The 26,133-nt window shown below is 68.7% G+C and carries 23 protein-coding genes; 19 read left to right on the top strand and 4 right to left on the bottom strand.

The features are described 5' to 3' along the window. Positions 1 to 4: 4 nt before the first annotated feature. Positions 5 to 1,528: a tripartite tricarboxylate transporter permease gene (locus H7I41_RS21360; RefSeq protein WP_264014620.1), complete on the top strand. Its 1,524-nt coding sequence runs from the start codon at positions 5 to 7 to the stop codon at positions 1,526 to 1,528. A 73-nt stretch (positions 1,529 to 1,601) separates the two neighbouring features. Here H7I41_RS21360 and H7I41_RS21355 read toward each other — a convergent pair whose 3' ends face one another. Both H7I41_RS21355 and H7I41_RS21350 read right to left on the bottom strand, forming a co-directional pair. After that, entirely contained in the window at positions 1,602 to 2,285 is a 684-nt protein-coding gene (locus H7I41_RS21355; protein ID WP_264014619.1) for a FadR/GntR family transcriptional regulator, read from the bottom strand. A 7-nt stretch (positions 2,286 to 2,292) separates the two neighbouring features. Next, positions 2,293 to 3,414 (bottom strand): L-talarate/galactarate dehydratase, encoded by a 1,122-nt coding sequence (locus H7I41_RS21350; protein WP_264014618.1) that lies wholly within the window; start codon positions 3,412 to 3,414, stop codon positions 2,293 to 2,295. Positions 3,415 to 3,540: 126 nt separating this feature from the next. Between H7I41_RS21350 and H7I41_RS21345 the strand changes: the two genes are divergently transcribed. Continuing rightward, entirely contained in the window at positions 3,541 to 4,479 is a 939-nt protein-coding gene (locus tag H7I41_RS21345) for a mechanosensitive ion channel family protein (protein ID WP_264014617.1), read from the top strand. On the opposite strand, the gene H7I41_RS21340 is transcribed toward H7I41_RS21345, so the two are convergent. Beyond that, entirely contained in the window at positions 4,466 to 5,578 is a 1,113-nt protein-coding gene (locus H7I41_RS21340; protein ID WP_264014616.1) for an alcohol dehydrogenase catalytic domain-containing protein, read from the bottom strand. The genes H7I41_RS21345 and H7I41_RS21340 overlap by 14 nt on opposite strands. A 35-nt stretch (positions 5,579 to 5,613) precedes the next feature. Between H7I41_RS21340 and H7I41_RS21335 the strand changes: the two genes are divergently transcribed. Genes H7I41_RS21335 through H7I41_RS21320 form a run of 4 tightly spaced genes read left to right on the top strand, consistent with a single transcriptional unit; the run spans position 5,614 to position 10,300 of the window. Further along, a complete protein-coding gene (locus H7I41_RS21335) occupies positions 5,614 to 6,057 on the top strand; it encodes an acyl-CoA thioesterase (RefSeq protein ID WP_264014615.1) in 444 nt (147 codons plus the stop codon). 19 nt (positions 6,058 to 6,076) lie between these two features. Next, the gene (locus H7I41_RS21330; RefSeq protein WP_264014614.1) at positions 6,077 to 6,514 is read left to right on the top strand and encodes an SRPBCC family protein; all 438 of its coding nucleotides are present in this window, start codon (positions 6,077 to 6,079) and stop codon (positions 6,512 to 6,514) included. 56 nt (positions 6,515 to 6,570) lie between these two features. Next, complete coding sequence (locus H7I41_RS21325; protein ID WP_264014613.1) at positions 6,571 to 8,454, top strand: serine/threonine-protein kinase; 1,884 nt, start codon at positions 6,571 to 6,573, stop codon at positions 8,452 to 8,454. Between the two features lie 46 nt (positions 8,455 to 8,500). Then, positions 8,501 to 10,300 carry a serine/threonine-protein kinase gene (locus H7I41_RS21320; protein WP_264014612.1) on the top strand — a complete coding sequence of 600 codons (1,800 nt, stop codon included), beginning with the start codon at positions 8,501 to 8,503 and terminating at the stop codon, positions 10,298 to 10,300. 33 nt (positions 10,301 to 10,333) lie between these two features. Here the strand turns inward: H7I41_RS21320 and H7I41_RS21315 are convergent, their stop codons facing one another. Further along, positions 10,334 to 11,038, bottom strand: coding sequence for a GntR family transcriptional regulator (locus H7I41_RS21315; protein ID WP_264014611.1), 705 nt, complete (start codon positions 11,036 to 11,038; stop codon positions 10,334 to 10,336). A gap of 124 nt (positions 11,039 to 11,162) precedes the next feature. On the opposite strand from H7I41_RS21315, the gene fadD5 reads away from it, so the two are divergent. The 13 genes from fadD5 (at position 11,163) to H7I41_RS21250 (ending at position 26,133) form a co-directional block, all read left to right on the top strand. Beyond that, a complete protein-coding gene (gene fadD5 / locus H7I41_RS21310) occupies positions 11,163 to 12,818 on the top strand; it encodes a fatty-acid--CoA ligase FadD5 (RefSeq protein ID WP_276009327.1) in 1,656 nt (551 codons plus the stop codon). 212 nt (positions 12,819 to 13,030) lie between these two features. Then, positions 13,031 to 13,831: an MlaE family ABC transporter permease gene (locus H7I41_RS21305; protein WP_264014610.1), complete on the top strand. Its 801-nt coding sequence runs from the start codon at positions 13,031 to 13,033 to the stop codon at positions 13,829 to 13,831. A gap of 1 nt (position 13,832) precedes the next feature. Continuing rightward, the gene (locus H7I41_RS21300; RefSeq protein ID WP_264014609.1) at positions 13,833 to 14,726 is read left to right on the top strand and encodes an MlaE family ABC transporter permease; all 894 of its coding nucleotides are present in this window, start codon (positions 13,833 to 13,835) and stop codon (positions 14,724 to 14,726) included. A gap of 2 nt (positions 14,727 to 14,728) precedes the next feature. Further along, on the top strand, positions 14,729 to 15,940 hold the full coding sequence (locus H7I41_RS21295; protein ID WP_264014608.1) for an MCE family protein: 1,212 nt from the start codon (positions 14,729 to 14,731) through the stop codon (positions 15,938 to 15,940). Further along, positions 15,937 to 16,968: a virulence factor Mce family protein gene (locus H7I41_RS21290; protein WP_264014607.1), complete on the top strand. Its 1,032-nt coding sequence runs from the start codon at positions 15,937 to 15,939 to the stop codon at positions 16,966 to 16,968. The genes H7I41_RS21295 and H7I41_RS21290 overlap by 4 nt, the downstream gene beginning before the upstream one ends. Continuing rightward, positions 16,965 to 18,563 (top strand): virulence factor Mce family protein, encoded by a 1,599-nt coding sequence (locus tag H7I41_RS21285; protein WP_264014606.1) that lies wholly within the window; start codon positions 16,965 to 16,967, stop codon positions 18,561 to 18,563. The genes H7I41_RS21290 and H7I41_RS21285 overlap by 4 nt, the downstream gene beginning before the upstream one ends. Before the next feature lie 14 nt (positions 18,564 to 18,577). Next, complete coding sequence (locus tag H7I41_RS21280) at positions 18,578 to 20,224, top strand: virulence factor Mce family protein (RefSeq protein ID WP_264014605.1); 1,647 nt, start codon at positions 18,578 to 18,580, stop codon at positions 20,222 to 20,224. A gap of 15 nt (positions 20,225 to 20,239) precedes the next feature. Further along, entirely contained in the window at positions 20,240 to 21,409 is a 1,170-nt protein-coding gene (locus tag H7I41_RS21275) for a virulence factor Mce family protein (RefSeq protein ID WP_264014639.1), read from the top strand. A gap of 3 nt (positions 21,410 to 21,412) precedes the next feature. Beyond that, positions 21,413 to 22,972: a virulence factor Mce family protein gene (locus H7I41_RS21270; RefSeq protein ID WP_264014604.1), complete on the top strand. Its 1,560-nt coding sequence runs from the start codon at positions 21,413 to 21,415 to the stop codon at positions 22,970 to 22,972. Then, positions 22,942 to 23,628 carry an Rv1363c family protein gene (locus H7I41_RS21265; protein ID WP_264014603.1) on the top strand — a complete coding sequence of 229 codons (687 nt, stop codon included), beginning with the start codon at positions 22,942 to 22,944 and terminating at the stop codon, positions 23,626 to 23,628. Before H7I41_RS21270 ends, H7I41_RS21265 begins: the two co-directional genes overlap by 31 nt. After that, positions 23,625 to 24,599 (top strand): RDD family protein, encoded by a 975-nt coding sequence (locus H7I41_RS21260; RefSeq protein WP_264014602.1) that lies wholly within the window; start codon positions 23,625 to 23,627, stop codon positions 24,597 to 24,599. Before H7I41_RS21265 ends, H7I41_RS21260 begins: the two co-directional genes overlap by 4 nt. After that, positions 24,596 to 25,150: an Rv1363c family protein gene (locus H7I41_RS21255; RefSeq protein ID WP_264014601.1), complete on the top strand. Its 555-nt coding sequence runs from the start codon at positions 24,596 to 24,598 to the stop codon at positions 25,148 to 25,150. Before H7I41_RS21260 ends, H7I41_RS21255 begins: the two co-directional genes overlap by 4 nt. After that, complete coding sequence (locus H7I41_RS21250; protein WP_264014600.1) at positions 25,117 to 26,133, top strand: mammalian cell entry protein; 1,017 nt, start codon at positions 25,117 to 25,119, stop codon at positions 26,131 to 26,133. Before H7I41_RS21255 ends, H7I41_RS21250 begins: the two co-directional genes overlap by 34 nt.

Raw genomic sequence — 26,133 nt, 5'->3', positions numbered from 1 at the left:
ATCCATGGACTTCACCGCGTTTCTCGACGGGTTCGCCCTCGTCGTCGAGCCGAAGAACCTGCTGTACTGCCTGGCGGGCGTGCTGATCGGGATGATCATCGGCGTGCTGCCGGGCCTTGGCCCCGCGGCAACGATCGCCATCCTGCTGCCGATCACCTACACCATCGACCCGGTGTCGGCGATCATCATGCTGGCCGGCATCTACTACGGCGCCCAGTACGGCGGCACCATCACCTCGGTGCTGCTCCGGCTGCCCGGTGAGGCGTCCTCGGTGGTCACCGTGTTCGACGGTTTCGCGCTGGCGAAACAGGGCAAGGCCGGCACCGCGCTGGGCATCGCGGCCATCGGATCCTTTGTCGGCGCGACCATCTCGATCGTCGGCCTGACCCTGCTGGCCCCGGTGGTCGCCAGCGTCGCGCTGGATTTCGGGCCGCCGGAGTACGCGGCGCTCGCCCTGCTCGGCGTCCTGCTCGTCGCGACGATCGGCAGCGGCAACAAGCTCAAGGCACTGATCGCGGGCACGATCGGCCTGCTGCTGGCCACCGTCGGCCGTGACAGCTTCAGCGGCGCAAGCCGTTTCACGTTCGACAGCCTGCAGCTCGCCGACGGCATCGACTTCGTGGTGGTCGCCATGGGCCTGTTCGGTGTCGGCGAGATCCTTTACAACCTCGAGCAACGTCACCGCAAGGTGCAGCCACCGACCAAGGTCGGCAACGTCTGGCCGTCGAAAGCGGAGCTCAAGCAGTCCTCGGGTGCCATCGGCCGCGGGTCGATCATCGGCTTCGTGCTAGGCGTGCTGCCCGGCGGCGGTGCGGTGCTGTCCTCGATCGTGGCCTATGCCACGGAGAAGCGCCGCTCCAAGACCCCCGAGCGGTTCGGTCGCGGCGCGATCGAAGGCGTGGCCGCACCCGAGACCGCGAACAACGCGGCGGCGACGTCGTCGTTCATCCCGCTGCTGACCATCGGTCTGCCGGCCAACGCGACGATGGCGATGCTGTTCGGCGCCTTGCTGATCCTCGGCGTCTCGCCCGGTCCGCAGCTCGTCACCGAGCACCCCGACGTGTTCTGGGGCGTCATCAACTCGATGTACATCGGCAACATCCTGCTGCTGATCCTGTCGATCCCGCTGGTCGGACTGTTCGTGCGGATCCTGCGGGTCCGCCCGGCGATCCTGGCGCCGATCACTGCGCTCATCACCATCCTCGGCGTCTACACGATCAACAACTCGGTCTTCGACATCTACCTGATGGTGGCCTTCGGCGTGATCGGCTACCTGATGAAGAAGGCCGGCTTCGATCCAGGCCCGATGGTGCTGGCGTTCGTGCTCGGATCCATCATCGAATCCAGCACGCGCCGTTCGCTGCTCATCTTCGGCGGCGACGCGACGGGCTTCTTCACCCGGCCCATCTCCGGGGTGATCCTGGCCATCTTCATCCTGCTGATCGCGCTGCCCGTGATCCGGCACCTGATGTCGGCGCGGAAGGCCAAGGCCGAATCCGCGGATCCCGCAGAAAAAGTGGGCGTCTAGCCCTCACGAGTGTGAAACGTGGGCGGGAATCCGGCCGGATCTCCGCCCACGTTTCACACTCGCGGAGTCCGGATCACCGCCCGGCGGCCAGCCGCCTTCGGGTGTTGCCCAGGTGCAGCCGCATCGCGGCGCGGGCGGTGTCGGGTTCGCCGGCCAGCACCGCGGCCGCGATGTCGTCGTGCTCGCGCTGCACCCGCGCGGCATGGCCGGCGTCGGTGATCGAGTACTCGGCGCCGAGCCGGGTGCGCGGCAGCATGATCATCATCGGGCCCAGCGAGTCGAGCAGTTCCAGGCAGAAGCGGTTCGCGCTGACCGCCGCGACGGCGCGGTGGAAGCGGAAGTCGGCCTCGACGGCGTCCTCGGGCGCAGCCGCGACGAAGGCCGCCAGCGCCGACCGGATGGTCTCGCGGCCTGCGTCGTCGATGCGGGCGGCGGCCAGTGCGGCCGTCTCGGACTCCACGCCGAGCCGGAAGTCCACCATGTCGAGCACGTCGCGGTGGGTGCGCAGTGCTGCGGACTCGACGGTGAACGACGTGGGCTCGGGCACGGCGAGCACGAACGACCCACGGCCCTGGAATGTTTCGACCAGACCCTCGGCACGCAGGCGGGTGACGGCCTCGCGGACCACCGTGCGCGACACTCCGAACTCCTCGATCAGCTCGGCTTCGGAGGGCAGCTTGTGGCCGGGCAGCAGGGCGCCGGTGAAGATCTTGTCCTTCAGCCCGGCGACCACCCCGGCCGCCAATGTCGTCGTCACGGATAGATCATCGCGTACCGAACGACGCGGACTCCTTGGTCAGCGACCGCATCCGGTCGCTCAGGGTGAAGCCGAGGCCGGGCCGCTCCGGCAGCCACATCCGGCCGTCGCGGATCTCGATGCGCTCGTCGAACAGCGGGTTGAGCCATTCGAAGTGCTCGACCCACGGCTCGGTGGGGTACGCCGCGGCCAGGTGCAGGTGGATCTCCATCGCGTAGTGCGGCGCCAGGGCCAGCCCGGCCTGGGAGGCCAGCGTCGCGAAGCGCAGGAACGGCGTGATGCCGCCGATCCGAGGGGCGTCGGGCTGCACGATGCCGCGGTACCCGGCGTCGAGCAGCGCCAGGTGCTCGGGCACCGAGGTGAGCATCTCGCCGGTGGCGATCGGGGTGTCGAAGGTGTGGCTGAGGTCGGCGTGACCGACGGCGTCCCAGGCGTCCAGCGGCTCCTCGATCCAGATCAGGTCGAAGCGCTCGAGCTCACGGCACATCCGTCGGGCGCGGGCCCGGTCCCACTGCTGGTTGGCGTCCACCATCAGCGGGGCGTCACCGAGGTGTTCGCGCATGGCGGCCACCCGGTCGAGGTCGGTCTGCCAGTCGGGCTGACCGACCTTGATCTTGATGCCGCCGATGCCCGATTCGAGCGACGCGGTGGCCTTCTCCTTGATCTCCTCGACCGAGGCCTGCAGGAAGCCGCCGGAGGTGTTGTACACCCGGCAGGAATCGCGGTGCGCACCGAGCAGCTTGGCCAGCGGCAGGCCGGCCCGGCGCGCCTTGAGGTCCCACAGGGCGACGTCGAGCGCCGCGATCGCCTGTGTGGCGACGCCCGAGCGGCCCACCGACGCGCCCGCCCACAGCAGCGACTGGTAGATGCGGTCGATGTCGGACGGGTCCTGGCCGAGCACGGTGTCGGCGATCTCGGCCAGGTGGGCGTACTGCGCCCGGCCGCCCGCCCGCTTCGAGTAGCTGAACCCCATGCCCTCGTGGCCGTCCTCGGTGACGACCTCGACGAACAGCAGCACGGTCTCGGTGAGCGGCTTCTGCCGCCCGGTGAGCACCTTGGCGTCGCTGACCGGGTTGTCGAGCGGCAGGACGACGTGGGAGAGCGTGAGGTGGCGGATGCGGTCGGACATCAGGAACTCCTGGAGGGCGTAGACATATGATGAGTTGCCAACTCATCATACATGTTGTGTGGGCCCGGTAACAGGTCCGCGTCGCGGTGTTTGGCCCCCCGCGGGCAGAGGGAAGGCTTCCGGGCGATGACTTCAGACATCGACATCTCAGACATCGACACCCCGGACATCCGCAACCTCGCGGCGTTCGGCGACTCCTGGCACGGCTTCTGGCAGAACAGCCTCGGCCACTGGTTGGCCACCAAGGGCCTGCACATCCTGCTGGTCCTGGTGTTCGTGGTGATCGCAACCCGGGTCATCCGCTACGTCGCAAAGCGGATCAGCAACCGGTTGAGCCGGATCGACGACAGCGACGCCGTGGTGCGCTCGGAGAGCGTCAAGCACCGGCAGGCGCTCGCCTCGGTGATCTCGTCGGTGGCGATCGCCGTGCTCTACGTGATGGTCGCGGTCGACATCGCCAACCAGATGGGCCTTCCGGTCGGATCGCTGGTGGCGCCGGCCGCGGTGCTCGGCGCGGCGCTCGGTTTCGGCGCCCAGCGCATCGTCCAGGACCTCCTCTCCGGCTTCTTCGTCATCACCGAGAAGCAGTACGGCTTCGGTGATCTGGTGGAGCTCACCGTGAACGGCGGCGGGACCGCGCAGGGCACGGTCGAGGACGTCACCCTGCGGGTGACGAAGCTGCGCACAGCCGACGGCGAGATGTACACCGTGCCGAACGGTCAGATCGTCAAGGCGCTGAACCTGTCCAAGGACTGGGCGCGCGCGGTCGTCGACGTCCCGGTGCCGGCGTCGGCGGACCTCAACCACGTCAACGAGGTGCTCCGCAACGTCTCGGGCGCCGCGATGAAGGACGACGGCCTCCCGGACCTGCTGCTCGACGAGCCCGCGCTGATGGGCGTCGAGAGCATGGAACTCGACACCGTCAACCTGCAGATGGTGGCGCGCACGCTGCCGGGCAAGCAGTTCGAGGTGAGCCGCAGGCTGCGCTCACTGATCGTGGACGCACTCCGCCGCGAGGGCATCGCGACGAAGGCGCCGGTCGGCGCGGGCGCTAGCCGAAACTGATCACCTGACGCACCGCTTCGCCCTCGGCGAGACGGTCCATGCCGGAGTTGATCTCGTCGAGGGTGATGGTGGACGACACCAGTGACTCCACCGGCAGCCGGCCCGAACGCCACAGGTCGACGAACACCGGGATGTCGCGGGCGGGCACCGCCGAACCCAGGTAGCTGCCGATGAGCGACCTGCCCTCGGCGACGAAACCCAACGGCGACAACGTGATCCGGGCGTCGGGCCGCGGCAGGCCGACGGTCACGGTGCGGCCGCCCGGCGCGGTCAGCGCGACCGCGGTCTCCAGCGCAGCAGGGTGGCCGACCGCCTCGACCACCACCGTCGCCTTGAGGTTCTGCTCGGCGGCCTGCTCGGGGGTGTAGGCCTCGTGGATTCCCATTGCGCGGGCGCGGTCGAGCTTGTCGTCGAGTTGGTCGATGCCGACCACGCGGACGTCGTCGTGGGCCAGTGCGGTGATCACCGCGGCCATGCCCACTCCGCCGAGGCCGACCACGGCGACGGTCTGGCCGGGCTGCGGCCGTCCCACGTTGAGCACGGCGCCGCCGCCGGTGAGCACGGCGCAGCCCAGCAGCGACGCGACGACCGGCGGGACGTCGGCATCGACGGGGACCACCGAGTGCCGGTCGACGACGGCGTGGGTGGCGAAGCCGGAGACACCGAGATGGTGGTGCACCGGCCGGCCGTCGCGGCTCAGCCGGATGTCACCGTGCATCAGCGTGCCCGCGGCGTTGGCGGCGCTGCCCGGCTCGCACGGGGTGAGGCCGTCGGTCGCGCAGGCGGGGCAGTGTCCGCAGCGAGGCAGGAACGTCATCACCACCCGCTGGCCGACGGCGAGGTCCGAGCCGCCGGGACCGACCTGCTCCACCACACCGGCCGCCTCGTGACCGAGCAGCATCGGCACCGGTCGCACCCGGTTCCCGTCGACCACCGACAGGTCGGAGTGGCAGAGCCCGGCCGCCTCGATGCCGATGAGCAGCTCGTCGGGGCCCGGCGGCGCGAGGTCGACGTCGCTGACGGTCAGTGGGGTCGACTCGGTGTAGGGCCTCGGACGCCCGATCTCCTCGAGCACCGCGCCGCGGATGCGCACTGTCATGTCCACCAGACTGCCCGACTGCGAGACTGCTACCCATGCCGACCGACCTCACCAGTCGCGACTTCCCGGTGCACTGGCCGGTGCTGACCCGCTGGACCGACAACGACATGTTCGGCCACCTCAACAACGCGGTGTACTACGCGCTGTTCGACACCGCGATCAACGCGTGGATCGCCACCACGATCGGGGTCGATCCGCTCGAGGCGCCGTGGCTGGGCGTGGTCGCCGAGTCGGGCTGCCAGTACTTCGCGGAGCTCAAGTTCCCCGACCCGCTGACCGTCGGCCTGGCCGTCGCGAGGATCGGCACCAGCAGCGTCACCTACCGGCTCTCGCTGTTCCCCGCGGCGGGCGGCGACGTGCCGGTCGCGGCCGTCGGGCACTGGGTGCACGTCTACGTCGACCGCGAGGCACGCCGCCCGATCCCGATCCCCGATCCGATCCGGGATCTGCTCGAAACTGCTCGCGTGCCGTCGGACTGACGCTCGCTATGCTCGCCCGATGCCGCTGGTGAGCAAGACCGTCGAGGTGTCGGCCCCCGCCGAGGCGATCCTGGGGATCGTCCGCGACTTCGAGAAGTACCCCGAGTGGAATCCCGAGATCAAGGGCTGCTGGATCCTGGCCCGCTACGACGACGGGCGGCCGAGCCAGCTCCGGCTCGACGTCGAGGTGCAGGGCCAGGCCGGCACGTTCATCACCGCCGTCTACTACCCCGGCGAGAACGAGATCTTCACGATGCTGCAGCAGGGCGACCACTTCGACAAGCAGGAGCAGAAGTTCTCCGTGGTGCCGATGGGGCCGACGTCGCTGCTCACCGTCGACCTCGACGTGGAGACCAAGCTCGCCATCCCGAAGCCGATGGTGAAGAAGGCGATCGGCGACACCATCGACTACCTCGCCGACAATCTCAAGGCGCGCGCCGAACAGCTCTCGGCCTGACCTCGGCGCACGTCAGTCGTCACCGAGCATGCGCTGCGCCAAATAAGGTGAGCAGCATGGACGGGGGCCAGGGGGTGGACGGCGCGACCACGTTCGGGTGGTACCGGCTGGAGCGCCTGCTGGGCAGCGGCGCGATGGGACAGGTCTTCCGCGCATACGACACGCAGACCCAGCGGGTGGTCGCCGTCAAAGTGCTCGCGCCGCACATGGCGGCGGACGCCGACTTCCAGGCGCGGTTCCGTCGCGAGGCGCATCTCGCTGCGCAGCTGAGTGATCCGCACGTCATCCCCATCCACCGGTTCGGGGAGATCGACGGACGGCTGTTCGTCGACATGCGCCTCGTGGAGGGCCGCGATCTGGACCTCGTCCTGCGCGAGAGCCCCGGCGGTCTCGAACCGTTCCGCGCCGTCGCGATCGTCGAGCAGATCGCCTCGGCGCTGGAGGCCGCGCACCGGGTCGGGCTGGTGCACCGTGACGTCAAACCGTCGAACGTGCTGATCGGCGCGCGCGACTTCGCCTACCTCATCGACTTCGGCATCGCCCGCGCGACGCACGACAGCCGGCTGACGGCGACCGGCATGACGTTCGGCACGTTGGCCTACATGGCGCCCGAGCGGTTCAGCACCGACACTCTCGATCCGCGCAGCGACGTCTACTCTCTGGCGTGCGTGCTGTTCGAATGCCTGACCGGGAAGAAGCCGTACGGCGGCGGGAACCCGCAGCGCGTCATGGCCGGGCACATGTTCTCGCCGCCGCCCCGGACCGGCACGGTCAAGCCGGGGCTCCCTGCGCAGTTCGACGGGGTGATCGGGCGCGGACTGGCCAAGGACCCGACGGACCGGTTCGCGACGGTGTCGGAGTTCGCGCGCGCCGCGCGTGGCGTTCTCGACGGCACTGTCCGGGTCGCGCCGCAACCACCGCCGGCCCACTTCGGCGGCTTCGCATCCGTGGGTCCCGGACACGCTCCGATGTCGGGGCCACACCCTGCACCGGCGGGCGGGTTCGCCCCGCTCGCCCCGCAGCCTGGGCTGCCCCCGGTGGTGCGCCGGCCGTGGTGGCGCCGGCGGGCACCGCTCGTCGCGGCGGCGATCACCGCGGTGGCGACGCTGACGGCAGGCGGCGTCATCGTCGCGACGCAGGACCGGTCCACGTCACCGGCGGCCACGCAATCGCAGGACCCGCCCCCTGCGTCCTACGGCGAGCCGATCGAACTCCCCATCAGACAGGTCGGTACGGACGAACTCGCGGTGGACGACGAGGGCAGCGTCTACGCCACCGGTCTCGACGGTGTGATCAAGCTCCCGGCCGGCTCCGACACACCGACGAAGCTGCCGCTCAGCAACGTGATGGCGCCGTCGGGAGTGGCCGTCGACGATGCCGGTGCGGTGTATGTCGCCTCCTATCTCCCTCCCGCGCGCGTCGTGCGGTTGGGCGCAGGAGCGACGCCGCAGATCGATCTGCCGTTCACGGGCCTCGAGTCGCCCCAGGGGGTCGCGGTCGATCCCGCCGGAGATGTGTACGTGGTGGATCAGACCCGTCGGGTACTGCGGCTGTCCGCCGGCTCGTCCAACCAGGTCGAGATGCCGTTCCGCGACCTGCGGAGCTCCGGCCACATCGCTGTCGACGCGACCGGCACCGTGTACGCCACGCAGGTCCGCGGGGTTGTCCTCAAGATGGGAACCAGCACGTCCGGTGGGCAGGAGGTGGTGCCGTTCACGGGACTGGTCGACCCCTCCGGAATCGCCGTCGACGGCGACGGCGCCGTGTACGTCACCGATCTGGGTACCGGCAAGGTGTGGAAACTCGACGCGGGGACCGGCGACCAGGAGGAACTGCCTTTCGTCGATCTGGTCAAACCGAATGCGGTGGCCGTCGACGGGGACGGCAACGTCTACGTCTCCGACGTTCGCGATCGGGTGGTGAAACTGCCGGTGCGGTGAAACACGCGTCGGTGACCGGCGGCGCGCGGTGGCAGAGTTCCTCAGTGTGACGAGGAGTGAGCCGACCGTTCTCGGGGGCTACCGGCTGCTGGAGTCGTTGGGCGCCGGACAGGTGGGGCACGTGTTCCGGGCCTACGACACCTCGACCGGACGTTTCGTCGCGCTGAAGGTCCTCTCGCCGCGTGCGGCCGCCGATCCGGACTTCCGCGACCGATTTCGCCGCGAGGGCTTGGCTGCCGCCCGGCTCAACGACCCTCACATCGTGCCCATCCACGGCTTCGGGGAGATCGACGGGCAGCTGTACGTCGACATGCGGCTGATCGAGGGACACGACCTCGGCACCCTGCTCCGGGACGCGGGGCGGCTCGACCCGGCTCGATCCGTCGCCATCGTGGAGCAGGCCGCTCTGGCTCTGGACGCCGCCCATCACATCGGTCTGGTGCACAAAGACCTCAAGCCGTCGAACATCCTCGTCACACCGGACGAGTTCGTATATCTCGTCGACTTCGGCTCGGCCGGCGCACAGGGGAGTGCGGGCACGCATGCCTGGGGTACCCCGGCGTACACCGCGCCGGAGCTGCTCACCGACGCCGCAGCCGATGCGAGATCCGACGTCTACTCGCTGACGTGCGTTCTGTTCGAGTGCCTGACCGGACAGCAGCCGGACCGCCCGGCAGGCACGCCGCCCCGAGTCACCGATGTGATGCCGGGCCTTCCGCGGGCGCTCGACGCGGTCATCGAACTGGGGATGGCCCGCGACGTGGAGCGGCGCTTTCCCACGGCGTCCGCGCTCGCCGCGGCGGCCCGGGCGGCGATCGCGCCTCGGCAGTCCGTCCCGCCGACCGCACCGTGGGCGCCGCAGCCCGCACGCGCACCCACCCAGCCGACTGTGCTGCGCCCGCAGATCAGCGTCTCGCCTGTCCAGAGCCGAGGCGGTCGACGCGCCACCGTGATGGCGTGCGTCGTCAGTGCCGTCGTGCTCATCGCTGCCGGGGTCATCGCGGGGTTCGCGGGAGCGACCGAACGGTCCGTCGTCGGCAACGCCACCACTGCCCAGCCCGAACCGAATGCGGCATCGCCATACGGAGAACCGGTCGAGCTTCCTTTCGGCAGCCTCGGGGAGTCTCCGTCGGGCATCGCCGTCGGCCCCGATCGAACCGTCTACGTGACCCTGTTCGTCGAAGGGGGGATCTGGATGTTGCCCCCCGGCGCCGGCGCACCCACCCGCGTCGCGGCCACCGATGTGACGTTCGGACAGGGCATCGCCGTGGACACGGCGAATCGCCTGTACATCGCCGACGCGGATCCGTCTGCCGGCGAGGTGGTCAGACTCGCCCCGGGGTCGGCCGCGGTGGAGAAGCTGCCGATCACCGATCTGCGCATGCCTACCGGGGTGGCCGTCGACAGAGCCGGATCGGTCTACGTCACCGATCATCTGGGCAACCAGGTGGTGGAGCTGCCTGCCTCTGGCAGCGGTCAGATCCGGCTGCCCTTCCGCGACGTTCGGGCTGCTTCATATGTGGCGGTCGACAAGGCGCGCAACGTCTACGTGTCCCAGGGAGGAGGGATCGGCGTCATCAAGCTGTACGCCGACTCCGACAGGCAGGAGGTGCTGCCGTTCCCGGGTCTCGTGGCGCCGTTCGGAGTTGCGGTCGACGGCCAGAACAACGTCTACGTCAGCGACTACCTCGGGGGGAAGGTCCTCAGGCTCGACGCGAGGACCAACGTGCAGTCCGAGCTCCCCTTCACCGACCTGGTCAAGCCCTCAGCTCTGGCCGTCGACAACCAGGGCAGCGTCTACGTCAGCGATGAGCGCAATCGCGTTCTCAAGGTGGCCCTCAAGTGATCGCCACTCGGCGCCGGATCAGCGCCGGCTGACTCAGCTCCACAGCCCGATCTCCTCCAGCCGCGCCATCAGCCGCCGGGCGCCGTCGGTGAACTGCGCGTCGGTCAGGCGCACGACGGTCTCGGCGTCGCGCCGGCGCAGCGCCGCGGTCACCGCACGGTGGTTGGCCACCGCCCGCTCGCCCCACTGCGGGTCGTTGGCATAGAACAGCGGCGGCAGATTGCGGGCCGCATGAAGAAGGAACCACGCCAGCTTGATCCGTCCCGTGGACCGGTTGAGCGTCCGGTGGAAGTCGAAGACGGCCTGCGCCACCAGCTCGGGCTCGCGCTCGGCGACGGCCACCTCCAGCGCGTCGATGAGCCGGTCCAGTTCGTCGATCTGCGCGTCGGTGATGCGCGCGGTCGCACTCGCCGCGAGTTCCTTGGCGATGGTGGACTGCAGCCAGAAGATGTCCTCGACGTCGGCACGGCTGAGCGGGACGACGACGTGGCCGCGGTGCGGTTCCAGCTGCACCATGCCCTCGCCCCGCAACGTCCGCAGCGCCTCGCGCACCGGGGTGATGCTGACGCCCAGCGAAGCGGCCGTCTCATCGAGCCGGATGAACATGCCAGGGCGCAGCGAACCGGACATGATCGCGTACCGCAGGTGGGCGGCCACTTCGTCGGAGAGTTGTTCGCGGCGGACCCGTCGCGTCGGCGCGACCCGGGGTGTCGCAGGTGCGTTCACGGTGGTCTCCATGGCCGGGAGTGTCCGTCTGGCGTGGGGTTGTCCCCGAGCCACCGAGGCCATAGTGTGACCGGGGCTACACCATGTTTGATCAAATATCAGCCGTGCGCAACCCACGATCCCCGGAGCATCGCCGTTGAGCCAGCTCGACCCTCCCGCCCTCACCGAGCAGCCCTATCTGGCCCGCCGGCAGAACTGGGTCAACCAGCTCTCCCGGCATGCGGCCATGCAGCCGGAGAAAACCGCGCTGCGGTTCCTCAGACACACGACGACGTGGCGTGAGCTCGACCGGCGGGTGACCGCACTCGCGGGCGCCCTGAGCCGTCGCGGCATCGGGTTCGGCGACCGGGTGCTGGTGCTGATGCTCAACCGCACCGAGTTCATGGAGTCGGTGCTCGCGGCCAACAAGCTCGGCGCGATCGCCGTGCCGGTCAACTTCCGGATGACCCCGCCGGAGATCGCCTTCCTGGTCAGCGACTGCCAGGCCCGCGTGGTCGTCACCGAGTCGGTGCTCGCCCCGGTCGCCACCGCGGTGCGCGACCTCGACCCGACACTGACGACGGTGATCGTGGCGGGCGGCAGCACCGATGCCGACAACCTGCTCGGCTACGACGACCTGCTCGACGAGACCGGCGACCCGCCCGCGCCGGTCGACATCCCCAACGACTCACCCGCGCTCATCATGTACACCTCGGGCACCACGGGCAGGCCGAAGGGCGCGGTGCTGACCCACAACAACATCACCGGCCAGGCGATGACCAACCTCTTCACGGTCAGCCCGGACATCAACAACGACGTCGGCTTCATCGGTGTCCCGTTGTTCCACATCGCCGGGGTGGGCAACATGATCAGCGGCCTTCTGCTCGGCCTGCCGACCGTGGTCTACCCGCTGGGCGCCTTCGATCCGGGCGCGCTGCTCGACGTGCTCGCCGCCGAGCAGGTCACCTCGATCTTCCTGGTGCCCGCACAGTGGCAGGCCGTGTGCGCCGAACAGCGCGCCAGGCCACGGACGCTGAAGCTGCGGGTGCTGTCCTGGGGTGCCGCCCCGGCGTCGGATACTCTCCTGCGCGACATGTCAGAGATGTTCCCGGGCACCCAGATCTACGCGGCTTTCGGTCAGACCGAGATGTCGCCGGTGACGTGCATGCTGCTGGCGCAGGACGCGCTGCGCAAGCTCGGTTCGGTCGGCAAGGTGATCCCCACCGTCGCCGCCCGCGTCGTCGACGAGAACATGAACGACGTCCCGACCGGACAGGTCGGTGAGATCGTCTACCGCGCACCGACCCTGATGGCCGGCTACTGGAACAACCCGAAGGCCACCGCGGAGGCGTTCGAGGGCGGCTGGTTCCACTCCGGCGATCTCGTGCGCCAGGACGACGAGGGCTACATCTGGGTGGTCGACCGCAAGAAGGACATGATCATCTCCGGCGGCGAGAACATCTACTGCGCCGAGGTGGAGAACGCGCTCGCCGCCCACCCCGCCATCGCCGAGGTGGCGGTGATCGGACGGGCGCACGAGAAGTGGGGTGAGGTGCCGGTGGCCATCGTGGCGGTCGGAGCGGCGGTGAGCGAGCAGGGTCTCACCCTCGCGGATCTCGACGGTTTCCTCACCGAACGGCTGGCGCGCTACAAGCACCCGAAGGCGCTCGAGGTCGTCGACGCACTGCCTCGCAACCCCGCCGGCAAAGTGCTCAAGACGGAACTGCGCGCCCGTTTCGCCGGCCAGCAATCTACTGACGCGGGCGAAAGTTCGTCTGCGACAACAGTTTCTGCCGCCTCCGGAGAGAGCTAGCCAAAGGTGATGCGTTTGCTAACAGTTGAAGGCTCAATCCGGCCGATGCGGTCCACGGCCAGGATTTCATCGGGTACAGTCCTGTGGTCTTGCTTACTACCCGTGAGTAGGGAGATCGACGTCACACGTGCGGGGACGGGACAAGGAGGGGGCGTGCGACAGGAATTGCCGTTGCGCCATGACGAATCGGGTTCCGTCGTGGGAGTGCACTGGTGACGGCCTCTTCCGGCAGTCTGACGGGTTACGTACGTGACCAGGCCAGGCCGGTTCTGGAAGCGGTCGGCGGCTTCGTCCGCATGTGCGTGCTCACCGCCCGGGCAACTTTCAAGACGCCGTTCCAGGGACGCGAGTTCGTCCTGCAGGGCTGGTTCCTGATGCGGGTGGCATTCCTGCCCACCATCGCGGTCGCCATCCCGCTCACCGTCCTCATCATCTTCACGCTGAACATCCTGTTGGCCGAGTTCGGCGCCGCCGACATCTCCGGCGCGGGCGCGGCACTGGGCGCGGTCACGCAGCTCGGGCCACTGGTGACCGTGCTGGTGGTGGCAGGCGCGGGCTCGACGGCCATCTGCGCCGACATCGGCGCCCGCACCATCCGCGAAGAGATCGACGCCCTCGAGGTCCTCGGCATCGACCCGATCCACCGGCTCGTCGTGCCCCGCGTCCTCGCCTCGACCTTCGTGGCGTTCCTGCTCAACGGCGCCGTCATCACCATCGGACTGGTGGGCGGCTTCATCTTCGGCGTGTACATCCAGAACATCTCGGCGGGCGCCTACGTGTCGACGCTGACGCTGGTCACCGGATTGCCCGAGGTGCTCATCTCGATCGTCAAGGCGCTCACGTTCGGCCTGATCGCCGGTCTGGTCGGCTGCTACCGCGGCCTCACGGTGTCCGGCGGCGCCAAGGGTGTGGGCACGGCGGTCAACGAGACGCTGGTGCTCTGCGTGATCGCCCTCTTCGCCGTCAACGTCGTGATGACCACCATCGGTGTGCGTTTTGGAACGGGGCGCTGACATGGCCACCAAGACTCAGGGCCACTCTGAGACCGGAACCGTTCTGCGGCAGCGCTTCCCGCGGGGCGTCGCGCGGGCCGAGAAGATCGCCAGCGCACCGTCACGCGGACTCGACAGCATCGGGCACGTCGCGTGGTTCGTCGTCACCGCGATCGGCTCCATCGGTCACGCTATGCGCTTCTACCGCAAGGAGATGCTGCGGCTGATCGCCGAGATCGGCATGGGCACCGGTGCGATGGCCGTCATCGGCGGAACGGTGGCGATCGTCGGCTTCGTGACCCTGTCCGGCGGCTCGCTGATCGCCATCCAGGGTTTCGCGTCGCTGGGCAACATCGGCGTCGAGGCGTTCACCGGGTTCTTCGCAGCGTTGGTCAACGTCCGCATCGCCGCACCCGTGGTGTCCGGTCAGGCACTGGCCGCAACCGTGGGCGCGGGCGCCACCGCCGAACTCGGCGCCATGCGCATCGCCGAGGAGATCGACGCCCTCGAGGTGATGGGCATCAAGTCCATCTCCTACCTGGTGTCCACCCGCATCATGGCCGGCTTCGTGGTGATCATCCCGCTGTACGCGATGGCGATCATCATGAGCTTCCTGTCCGCGCAGATCACCACGACGTTGTTCTACGGCCAGTCGACCGGCACCTACGAGCACTACTTCCGCACCTTCCTGCGGCCGGACGACGTGATGTGGTCGTTCGTGCAGGCGATCATCATCTCGGTGATCGTCATGCTGAATCACTGTTACTACGGTTACTTCGCCAGCGGTGGCCCGGTGGGCGTCGGTGAGGCGGTCGGCCGATCCATGCGCGCCTCCCTGATCGCGATCGTGTTGGTGGTCCTGTTTGCTTCGTTGGCGCTCTACGGCACCGACCCGAACTTCAACCTGACGGTGTAGCCATGACCGCTCCCATCAACAAGCCCAAGACACCGCCGTACAAGCTGGCCGGCCTGGTGCTGGTGCTCATCCTCGCGGTGGTGGTCACGCTGGTCTGGTTCCAGTTCCGCGGTGACTTCGCGCCGCGCGAGCAGCTCACGATGATGTCCTCGCGCGCCGGCCTCAACCTGGACCCCGGTAACAAGGTGACCTACAACGGCGTCGAGATCGGCCGGGTCGCCGAGGTCGAGGCCGAGAGCGTCGGCGAGGAACCCCGCGCCAAGATCCTGCTCGAGGTCGAGCCCAAGTACATCGACCTGATCCCGCAGAACGTCAACGCCGATATCTCCGCGACCACCGTGTTCGGCAACAAGTACGTGTCGTTCTCGACGCCGGAGAATCCGTCGAAGCAGCGGATCAGCAGCTCCGACGTGATCGACGTGACGAAGGTGACCACCGAGTTCAACACGCTGTTCGAGACCGTGGTCGACGTCGCCCAGCAGGTCGACCCGATCAAGCTGAACCAGACGCTGACCGCGGCGGCCGAGGCGCTCCAAGGGCTCGGCGACCGCTTCGGCGAGTCGGTGATCAACGGCAACGAGATCCTGGCCGAGATCAACCCGCAGATGCCCGAGATCCGGCGCGACGTCCGAGGGTTGGCCGACCTGGGTGAGGTGTACGCCGACGCGTCGCCCGACCTGTTCGACGGGCTGGAGAACGCGGTGACCACCGCGCGCACGCTCAATCAAGAGCGCGGCAACCTCGATGCGGCGCTGATGGCCGCGGTCGGGTTCGGCAACACCGGCGGCGAGGTCTTCGAGCGCGGCGGCCCGTACCTGGTGCGCGGCGCGGAGGACCTGGTCCCGACGAGCGAGATCCTCGACGAATACAGCCCGGCGCTGTTCTGCACCATCCGCAACTTCCACGACGTCGAGCCGAAGATCGCCGCCTCGCTCGGCGGCAACGGCTACTCCCTGCAGACCCACTCCGAGGTGCTCGGCGCCGGCAACCCCTACGTGTACCCGGACAACCTGCCGCGGGTGAACGCCAAGGGCGGCCCCGAGGGCAGGCCGGGCTGCTGGCAGCCGGTCACCCGCGACCTGTGGCCCGCGCCGTACCTGGTGATGGACACCGGTGCCTCCATCGCTCCCTACAACCACATTGAGCTCGGCCAGCCCATCGCCATCGAGTACGTCTGGGGACGCCAGATCGGGGAGAACACGATCAACCCATGAAAATCACCGGTACCGCCATCAAGCTGGGCGCCTTCTCCCTGGTGCTGCTGCTGTTCACCGCGATCATCATCGTGGTGTTCGGGCAGATGCGATTCGACCGCACCTCGGGATACACGGCGATCTTCTCCAACGCCAGCGGCCTGCGCCCCGGCCAGTTCGTCCGGGCCTCCGGCGTCGAGGTCGGCAAGGTCAAAGAAGTCAAGATCATCGACGAGGGCAGCCGTGTCGAGGTGAGCTTCGCCATCGACCGTTCGCTGCCGCTGTTCGAGGGTTCCACCGCCTCGGTCCGCTACCTCAACCTGATCGGCGACCGGTACCTGGAGCTCAAGCGCGGCGACAGCGACCGGCGGATGCCGTCGGGCGGCACCATCCCGATCGAGCACACCGAACCGGCACTGGATCTCGACGCGCTGGTCGGCGGTTTCCGGCCGCTGTTCCGGGCGTTGGACCCGGACAAGGTCAACAACATCGCCCAGTCGATCATCACGATCTTCCAGGGCCAGGGCGGCACCATCAACGACATCCTCGACCAGACCGCGTCGCTGACGTCGGCGCTGGCCGACCGCGACCAGGCGATCGGCGAGGTGATCCGCAACCTGAACACGGTCCTCGACACCACCGTCAAGCACCAGAAGCAGTTCGACGAGACGCTGGTGAACTTCGAGAAGCTCATCACCGGCCTGAAGAACCGCGCCGACCCGATCGCGACGTCGGTCGGCGACATCAGCGATGCCGCGGGCACCGTCGCCGACCTGCTGGCCGACAACCGGCCCCTGCTGCAGGACACGATCGGTTACCTCGAGGCCACCCAGCAGCCGCTGATCGACCAGAAGGAGCAGCTCAATGACATCCTGGTCCGGCTGCCGAACGCGTTGAAGATCATCGGCCGCGCGGGCGGCGTCTACGGCGACTTCTTCAACTTCTATGCGTGCGACGTGACCCTCAAGCTCAACGGCCTGCAGCCCGGTGGACCGGTGCGCACGGTCAAGGTCTGGTCGCAGCCGTCGGGTAGGTGCACCCCGCAATGAGGACGCTCGAAGGAAGCAACCGGGTCCGCAACGGCCTGATGGGCATCGTCATCCTGGCGCTGGTCATCGGGGTCGGGCAGAGCTTCGCCAGTGTGCCGATGCTGTTCGCGCAGCCGGTGTACTACGCGCAGTTCACCGACACCGCGGGCCTGACCCCCGGTGACAAGGTCCGCATCGCGGGCGTGGACGTCGGCGAGGTCAAGAGGACCGAGATCGACGGCGACAAGATCCGCATCGGCTACACCCTCGGCGGGGTGGAGATCGGCAGCGACAGCCGCGCCGCGATCCGCACCGACACGATCCTGGGCCGCAAGAACCTGGAGATCATTCCGCGCGGCTCGAAGGCCCTGCAGGTCAACGGCGTCCTTCCGCTCGGCCAGACCACCACGCCGTACCAGGTCTACGACGCCTTCTTCGACGTCACGAAGGCCGCTTCCGGCTGGGACACCGACACGGTCAAGCAGTCGCTGAACGTGCTGTCGGAGACGATCGACCAGACCTATCCGCACCTGAGTGCCGCACTCGACGGGGTGGCCCGGTTCTCCGACACCCTCGGCAAGCGCGACGATCAGCTCAAGGAGCTGCTGGCCAACGCCAACAAGATCGCCGGCGTGCTCGGCTCGCGCAGCGAGCAGGTCAACCAGCTGCTGGTGAACGCGCAGACACTGCTCGGCGCGATCAACGAGCGGCAGTACGCCGTCAGCATGCTGCTGGAGCGGGTGTCTGCGTTCTCCGAGCAGGTCAAGGGCTTCATCGACGACAACCCGAACCTGAACAACGTGCTCGAGCAGCTCCGCACCATCAGCGACATCCTGGTCGAGCGCAAGTTCGACCTGGTCGACGTGCTGACCACGCTGAGCAAGTTCACCGCATCGCTGGCCGAGGGCATCGCGTCCGGCCCGTACTTCAAGGTGATGCTGGTCAACCTGGCCCCGTACTGGATCCTGCAGCCGTGGGTGGACGCCGCGTTCCAGAAGCGCGGCATCGATCCGCAGAAGTTCTGGCGCGACGCCGGCCTGCCGGCCTACCAGTTCCCGGACCCGAACGGCCAGCGTCAGGACAACGGCGCTCCACCGCCGGCACCCGCGACGCTGCAGGGCACCCCGGAGTTCCCTGGACCCGCAGTGGTCAAGGGCAGCCCGTGCTCGTACACGCCGCCGGCCGACGGTCTCCCGACGCCGGGCAACCCGCTGCCGTGCGCCGATCTGACGGTCGGACCGTTCGGTGACAACCCATACGGCCCGAACTACGGCCCGCCGAACGTGGCGACGTCGGACCCGAACCCGAACGGCCCCGCTCCGGCGCCGGGGGTGCCGGGCGCTGCCTTCCCCGGTCAGTTCTCGCCGGGGGTCCCGGGTGAACCGCCAGGCCCCTTCGCGCCCGGTCCGCCCGGAGCCCGCTTGGCCCCGCCGACGACTGGTCCGGCCGACCCGTACATCGCGCCCGGTTCGCTGCAGGGTGACGGCACGTCGCCGCTGCCTCCGGCGCTGAACGGTCCGCCGCCACCGCCGGGACCCGGCCAGCAGTTGCCGCCCGTCAACACGGCGCCGCTGCCCGGTAACCCGCCCTTCCTCCCGCCCGGAGCACAAGAATGACGGGGGCCTGACAGATGTCGACGATCTTCAACATCCGGAACATGAAGTTGCCGGCGATGTCCCGTGCCACGGTCATCATCGGAACGCTTCTGGTGATCGTGGCGCTGGTGGCCGCGTTCGTCGGCTGGCAGCTCTACAAGAAGCTGACCACCAACACCGTCACCGCCTACTTCACCGACACCCTGGCGCTGTACCCCGGCGACAAGGTGCAGATCATGGGCGTCCAGGTCGGCAAGATCGACGCGATCGACCCCGACGGCGACAAGATGAGGGTCACGTTCACCTACGAGTCGAAGTACAAGGTCCCCAAGGACGCGTCGGCCTCGATCCTGAACCCGAGCCTGGTCGCGTCGCGCACCATCCAGCTCACCCCGGCCTACACCGGCGGCGACGTGATGGAGGACGGCGCGGTCATCCCGCTCAACCGGACCCAGGTGCCCGTCGAATGGGACGAGCTGCGTGACTCGCTCGACAAGATCCTGACCGACCTCGGTCCCTCGAAGGAGGACCCGAAGGGCCCGTTCGGCGAGGTCATCGAATCGTTCGCCGACGGCCTGGCCGGCAAGGGCAAGCAGATCAACACGACGCTCAACAGCCTGTCGGAGGCGCTGACCACCCTCAACGAGGGCCGCGACGACTTCTTCAGCATCGTCAAGAGCTTGGCCCTGTTCGTCAACGCGCTCTACCAGAGCGATCAGCAGTTCGTCGCGCTCAACGACGACCTGGCGCAGTTCACGAACGCGTTCACCAACACCGACCGTGAACTGGCCAACGCGCTGCAGGACCTGAACCAGCTGCTGTCCACCACCCGCGGCTTCCTCGACGAGAACGCCGAGGTGCTGACCAAGGACGTGAACAACCTCGCCGACGTGACGAACGCGATCCTGCAGCCGGAGCCGCTCGACGGCCTCGAGACCGGTCTGCACGTGTTCCCGAACCTCGGCGCGAACATCGTCAACATCAGCTCGCCGGTCAACGGCGGCATCGTGGGTCTGCCGGTGATCAACAACATGGCCAACCCGATGCAGTTCATCTGCAGTGCGATCCAGGCGGGCAGCCGGCTGGGTTACCAGGAGTCGGCCGAGCTGTGCGCGCAGTACCTCGCACCGATCCTCGACGCGATCAAGTTCAACTTCCCGCCGTTCGGCCTGAACCAGATCAGCACCGCGCTGACGCTGCCGAAGATGGTCACCTACTCCGAGCCGCGGCTGCAGCCGCCGCCCGGCTACAAGGACACGACGGTGCCCGGCATCTTCTCCCGCGACACGCTGTTCTCGCACGGCAACCACGAGCCGGGTTGGGTCGTGGCGCCCGGGATGCAGGGCGTCGACGTGCAGCCGTTCACCGCGAACATGCTGACGCCGGACTCACTGTCAGCACTGCTCGGCGGGCCTGACATCGCACCGCCGACCGCCCCGCCGGCCTTCGGTGTCGGCGCCAACGGCAAGCTGCCGGGGCCGCCGAACGCCTACCAGGAGAACCAGCCGCTGCCGCCGCCGTGGTACCCGCAGCCCGGCCCGCCGCCGGCCCCCGCGCCGGGTGTGATCCCCGGTGATCCGGGTGGTCCGTCGCCGATGTCGGGTCCCGCAGCGGGACCGGCACCCGGCCCCGCCCCGGCCGCACCGGCCGGTCCGCCCCTACCCGCCGAGGCAGGTGGATAAGTGAAAGCGATGAGGATGCGCAGTATGCGATTCCCGGGTCGGTCCGTCTCGGCCCGCCGCGTCGCATTCCGCACGGCTGCGCTGGCCGTCGCGGCTGTGGTGCTCACGTCCTGCGGGTCGTGGAAGGGCATCGCCAATGTGCCGCTGCCCAGCGGTCCGGGCTCCGGCTCGGACAAGATGACGGTGTACGTGCAGATGCCGGACACCCTCGCGCTCAACGTGAACAGCCGCGTGCGGGTGGCCGACGTCTACGTCGGCGCCGTCCGTTCCATCGAGCTGAAGAACTGGGTCGCGGTACTGACGCTGGACCTGCAGCCGAACGTCAGGCTGCCCCGCAACGCGACGGCGAAGATCGGCCAGACCAGCCTGCTGGGTTCCCAGCACGTGGAGCTGGCAGCGCCGGAGGACCCGCAGGGTGAGCTGCGCAGCGGCGACACCATCGAGCTCCGCAACGCCTCGGCGTTCCCCACCACCGAACGGGTGCTGGCCAGTATCGGCAACATCCTCACCGGCGGCGGTATCCCGAACCTCGAGGTGATCCAGACCGAGATCAACAACGTGCTGACCGGTCGCGGCGATCAGATCCGTGAGTTCCTCAACCGGCTCGACGTGTTCACCGACGAGCTCAACCAGCAGCGCGAGGACCTGACGAGGGCGATCGACTCGACCAACCGGCTGCTGAGCATCGTCGCGAGCCGCAACGAGACGCTGGATCGGGTGCTCACGGAGTTCCCGCCGCTCATCCAGCACTTCGCGGACACCAGGGACCTGTTCGCCGACGCCGTGCAGGCGGTCGGCCGCATCAGCAGCGCGGCCGACACCTACCTCGGTCAGGCCAGCGATCCGCTGAACACCAACCTGAACAATCTGCAGCGGCCGCTCAAGCAGATCGCCAAGTCGTCGCCGTACCTGATCGGGGCGCTGAAGCTGATGCTCACCGCGCCGTTCAGCATCGAGAACGTGCCGAAGGTGGTGCGCGGCGACTACATCAACGTGTCGCTGCTGGTCGACCTCACGCTGTCGGCTCTGGACAACGGCTTCCTCACGGGCACCGGTGTGTCGGGCATGCTGCGCGCACTCGAGCAGTCGTGGGGCCGCGACCCGGCGACGATGATCCCGGATGTGCGGTTCACGCCGAACGCGCACAACGCGCCGAACGGACCACTGGTCGAAAGGGGTGAGTGAGCTGTGCTGACTCGCTTCATCAAGATCCAGCTGGTGCTCTTCGCCATCCTGACGCTGATCGCGTTGGTGGCGTTGGGCTGGTACTACCTGCGCCTTCCGAGCCTGGCCGGTATCGGGCAGTACACGCTGCACGCCGACCTGCCGCGTTCGGGCGGGCTGTACTCGACGGCGAACGTCACCTACCGCGGCACCACGATCGGCAAGGTGACCGCCGTCGAGCCCACCGAGGACGGCGCCAAGGCGACGATGAGCATCGACAACCGGTACAAGATCCCGCGCGACACGGTGGCCAACGTGCACTCGGTCTCGGCGATCGGCGAGCAGTACCTCGACCTGGTCCCCGCAGGGGAGTCCAACCAGTTCTTCGCCGACGGCCAGACCATCACCGACAGCACGGTTCCCAGTGAGGTCGGCCCGGCGCTGGACGCCGCGAACAACGGCCTCAAGGTGCTGCCCAAGGAGAAGATCGACTCGCTGCTGACGGAGACGTCGGAGGCGGTCGGTGGACTCGGCCCTGCGCTGCAGCGGTTGGTCGACTCGACGACGAACATCGCCCAGGGCTTCAAGGACAACCTGGATCCGGTGAACGACATCATCGCCAACTCGGCGCCGATCCTGGAGAGCCAGGTGCAGTCGCGCGACAACATCGCCCAGTGGTCGCGCAACCTGAACACCCTTGCCGCGCAGTCGGCCGAGCAGGACGCGGCGCTGCGCAGCGGCCTGCAGCAGGCGGCGCCGACGGCCCAGCAGCTCGAGTCGGTGTTCGGCGGCGTGCGTGAGTCGCTGCCGCAGACACTGGCGAACCTGGCGGTCGTCATCGACATGCTCAAGCGCTACAACAAGGGCCTCGAGCAGGCGTTGGTGGTGCTGCCGCAGGGCGCGTCGGTCGCCCAGGCAGGCACCATCTTCGAGGGTGAGGGCCTGCTGCACTTCGGTCTGTCGATCAACCAGCCACCGCCGTGCCTGACCGGCTTCCTGCCGGCCTCGGAGTGGCGGTCGCCTGCCGACACGTCGATGGCGCCGCTGCCGTCGGGCACGTACTGCAAGATCCCGAAGGACTTCCAGGCCAACGTCGTCCGTGGCGCACGTAACTATCCGTGCGCCGACGTACCGGGCAAGCGGGCCGCGACGCCTCGGGAGTGCCGCAGCGACGAGCCGTACGTGCCGCTGGGTACCAACCCGTGGTACGGCGACCCGAACCAGATCCTCAGCTGCCCGGCGCCCGCCGCTCGATGCGACCAGCCCGTGCACCCGGGCCGCCCCGGTGTCATCCCGGCGCCGTCGATCAACAACGGGATGAACCCGCTGCCCGCCGACCAGCTGCCGACGCCACCTGCGCCGATCAGCGATCCGATCAGCCCGCCCGGACAGGGGCGCGTCGAGTGCAGTGGACAGCAGCCCAACCCCTGCGTCTACACTCCGGCAGCAGGACCTCCCGGTGCCGCGGTGTACAACCCGTCCAGCGGTGAGGTGGTCGGACCTGACGGCGTCAGGTACAACGTCAGCAACTCGAATAACCCAGGAGACGACGGATGGAAGGAGATGCTGGCACCCGCCAGCTGAACCCCACCGATGCTGACCAAACGCCGGACCAGTCGTTAGCAGTATCAACCGAGACGACAACCGAAGAACCCATCGAAGACACCACCGCGGACGGCCCTGACCAGGCAGCCGTCGATGCGGAGACGGCACCGCCCACCCCCGTGGACGATCGTCGCCCGACGCGGCTCGGCCGCGGCTGGGTCGGTGGGATCTGTGCGGCGCTGGTGGTCCTGGCGGTCGGCGCGGGCGTCGGCGGATACCTCACGCTCCGGTCGAACGACGAGAGCCGGACGCTGGCGCGCAACGAGGCCACCGCGCTGCAGTCGGCCAAGGAGTGCGTGGCGGCCACCCATGCGCCCGACGCCGCCGCGATGAGCGCAAGTCAGGCGAAGATCCTGGAGTGCTCGACCGGGGACTTCGCCGTGCAGGCGGGCCTCTACGGCGGAATGCTCGTCGACGCCTACCGGGCGGCGAACGTCGCGGTGCAGGTGTCCGACATCCGGGCCGCGGTGGAGAAGCACAACGACGACGGTTCGATCAACGTGCTCGTCGCGGTGCGGACCAAGGTGACCAACTCAGAGGCCTCCGATCAGGAGCAGGGTTACCGACTGCGTGTGCAGATGGCCCCCGACGACGGCACCTACAAGGTGGCCAAGCTCGACACGGTCGCATCGTGACGGCTGTCCTCGACGCCCCACCGCACGAAGCGACCGCCGCCGGAACTCCGGACGGCCGGCCGGCGTCGTGGCAGGCGCGGGCGGCGGCGATCGCACTGGACGTGCTCCCGGGCGTCGCTGTGGCGGCGACGATGGCGCTGTGCGCGTTCACGGCGCTCGAGACGGGATGGCTGTTCTGGGTCTTCACCGTCGCCGGCGCCGCGGCGGTGCTGGCGACGATGGCCAACCGCTGGCTGCTGCCCGCGACGACGGGCTGGTCGGTCGGGCGCGCGGTGGCAGGTATCCGCGTCGTACGCCGGGACGGGACCGCCGCGGGGGTGTGGCGGCTCCTGGTGCGCGACCTCGCGCACCTGCTGGACACGGCCGCGCTGCTGGTCGGCTGGTTGTGGCCGCTGTGGGACGGCAGGAACCGCACCTTCGCCGACCTGCTGACGGGCACCGAGGTCCGGGTGTCCGATCGCCCCGAACGCGACGTCCGCCGCACCGCGGGCAAGGTACTGCTGGCCGCCGTGGTGGTCTGCGCACTCGCCGTCGGACTGAGCTACCTCGTGGTGTACCGCCAGGAGCGGGCCGTCGACCAGGCGCACCAGCAGATCGCCGAGCAGGGCCCGCGGATCGTCGAGCAGATGCTGAGCTACGGCCTGGACACCATGGCCGACGACTTCGCCAGGGCGCAGGGCCTGGCCACCGACTCGTACCGCGCGCAGCTCACCGAGCAGCAGGACGCGGCAAAGAAGTCCGGTGCCAGCACCAACGAGTACTGGGCCGTCAGCAGCGCGGTGCTCCCCGGCGTGAGCGAGGACCGGGCGGCGATGCTGCTTGCGATGCAGGGCCAGCGGGGCACCGACCCGAAGGACCTGAAGTTCATCACCGCCACCCTGCGGGTCGACTTCGAGAAATCGGGCGGCCAGTGGCGGGTGTCCAACCTCGCGGTGCTCAAACGGCCACTCATCAACGGGGCGACCCAGTGAGTCCCCGGCGCAAGGTGGAGTCGGGGGAGCCCGACTACTTCTTCCGCATCGAACCGAAGCCGCCGATCCGGTGGGGGCTGCCGATCGTGGCGGCGATCGCCACGCTGCTCGTCGCGGCAGCGATCACGGCGAGCACGCTGATGCTGGTCAGTCATGAGCGGAGCCACCGCGCGCAGACCGATGACGCCGCGGCGCTGGGTTACGTGCGCAGCTTCATGACGTCGTACACGACGCTCGATCCGTTCAACGCCAACGCCTACGCGGACCGCATCCTGGCCCAGGGCACCGGCGAGTTCGCCAAGACGTTCCGCGAGAAGCTCAACGAGATCGTCATCCAGGTCGCACGCGGCGAACCGACGACGGGCACGGTGCTGGAGGCCGGCGTGCAACGCTGGAACACCGACGGCAGCGCCGACGTCCTCGTGGCCACCAAGATCAGCACCAAGTCGCCGGACGGCAAGTCGACGATCGAGAGCGGCAGCCGGTGGGTGGCGACCGCATCCCAGGAAGGACAAGAGTGGAAGATCAGCAACCTGATCCAGGTGATCTGACCACGGATCCCGACCGGGACGGCGACGTCGACACCGGCACGCAGACCGTGGCGGACACCGGGCCGACGGGACGACGACGGTGGTGGCCGTTCGGCCGTGGCCGCAAGACGGACCCGTTCACCGGCGAAACCGCCGTCGAGACAACGGAATCCGAAGAGACCGCCGCGCCGCGCACCCCGGTCGGGAAGTCACGGCGCACGCGGGTGGCCGCCGAGCCCGACGCGCCGCCGGCTGAACCGCCCGTCGCGACCGGCGAACCGGCCGCCGCCACGGGCCCGGTCGATCCCGTCGAGCCGGACGAGGAGGCCGCGGAGGAGGCCGCCGGTGTGTCCGACGACGACGCTGACGAGGAGCGCGACGAGGAGCGCGACGAGGACACTGACGAGGACGCTGACGAGGCAGCGGCCGGCGATGCGGACGGGGCACCCCGGGAACCCGAGCCCGAACCGATCCTGGTGCCGCACCGGCCGGCCGGGCGTCGGCTGATCGCGGCGGCAGCCGCTGCCGGCGTACTGTTCGTCGGCGCCACGGCGTTCGCGGCATCGCAGCTGCAGCCCTATCTGGCCGACCGCGCGTCGGTGGACATCAAGGTCGACATCGCCCGCACCGCGACCGAGGCGGTCACCACGCTGTGGACCTACACGCCGGACGACATGGAGACGTTGCCGGACCGGTCGTCGCGTTACCTCACAGGTGAATTCGCGTCGGAGTACCGCCGCTACATCGACGCCATCGTGGCCACCAACAAGCAGGCGCAGGTCACCAACACCACCGAGGTGATGGGCGCGGCGGTGGAGACGCTGACCCCGACGGAGGCGACCGCGCTGGTGTACACCAACTCGGTGTCGACGAGCCCGGTGAGCAAGAACATCCCGTCGCTGCGGTACCTGTCCTACCGGCTCACCCTGGAGCGCCAGGATGCGCACTGGATGATCACCCGGATGAACGCCGTCACCAAGCTGGATCTGACACCTCAGATCTAG

The organism is [Mycobacterium] manitobense (assembly GCF_025821665.1).
Taxonomy (GTDB): Bacteria; Actinomycetota; Actinomycetes; order Mycobacteriales; family Mycobacteriaceae; genus Mycobacterium; species Mycobacterium arseniciresistens.
The sequence above is the reverse complement of the archived record's forward strand: the minus strand, read 5'-3'. Positions and strand labels throughout refer to the sequence as shown.

Excerpts from the sequence above, each read along its gene's own strand:
- H7I41_RS21360 (WP_264014620.1), top strand. The coding sequence starts at position 5 with ATGGACTTCACCGCGTTTCTCGACGGGTTCGCCCTCGTCGTCGAGCCG.
- H7I41_RS21350 (WP_264014618.1), bottom strand. The coding sequence starts at position 3,414 with ATGTCCGACCGCATCCGCCACCTCACGCTCTCCCACGTCGTCCTGCCG.
- H7I41_RS21345 (WP_264014617.1), top strand. The coding sequence starts at position 3,541 with ATGACTTCAGACATCGACATCTCAGACATCGACACCCCGGACATCCGC.
- H7I41_RS21340 (WP_264014616.1), bottom strand. The coding sequence starts at position 5,578 with ATGACAGTGCGCATCCGCGGCGCGGTGCTCGAGGAGATCGGGCGTCCG.
- H7I41_RS21335 (WP_264014615.1), top strand. The coding sequence starts at position 5,614 with ATGCCGACCGACCTCACCAGTCGCGACTTCCCGGTGCACTGGCCGGTG.
- H7I41_RS21330 (WP_264014614.1), top strand. The coding sequence starts at position 6,077 with ATGCCGCTGGTGAGCAAGACCGTCGAGGTGTCGGCCCCCGCCGAGGCG.
- H7I41_RS21325 (WP_264014613.1), top strand. The coding sequence starts at position 6,571 with ATGGACGGGGGCCAGGGGGTGGACGGCGCGACCACGTTCGGGTGGTAC.
- H7I41_RS21315 (WP_264014611.1), bottom strand. The coding sequence starts at position 11,038 with ATGGAGACCACCGTGAACGCACCTGCGACACCCCGGGTCGCGCCGACG.
- H7I41_RS21300 (WP_264014609.1), top strand. The coding sequence starts at position 13,833 with ATGGCCACCAAGACTCAGGGCCACTCTGAGACCGGAACCGTTCTGCGG.
- H7I41_RS21295 (WP_264014608.1), top strand. The coding sequence starts at position 14,729 with ATGACCGCTCCCATCAACAAGCCCAAGACACCGCCGTACAAGCTGGCC.
- H7I41_RS21290 (WP_264014607.1), top strand. The coding sequence starts at position 15,937 with ATGAAAATCACCGGTACCGCCATCAAGCTGGGCGCCTTCTCCCTGGTG.
- H7I41_RS21285 (WP_264014606.1), top strand. The coding sequence starts at position 16,965 with ATGAGGACGCTCGAAGGAAGCAACCGGGTCCGCAACGGCCTGATGGGC.
- H7I41_RS21280 (WP_264014605.1), top strand. The coding sequence starts at position 18,578 with ATGTCGACGATCTTCAACATCCGGAACATGAAGTTGCCGGCGATGTCC.
- H7I41_RS21275 (WP_264014639.1), top strand. The coding sequence starts at position 20,240 with ATGCGCAGTATGCGATTCCCGGGTCGGTCCGTCTCGGCCCGCCGCGTC.
- H7I41_RS21265 (WP_264014603.1), top strand. The coding sequence starts at position 22,942 with ATGGAAGGAGATGCTGGCACCCGCCAGCTGAACCCCACCGATGCTGAC.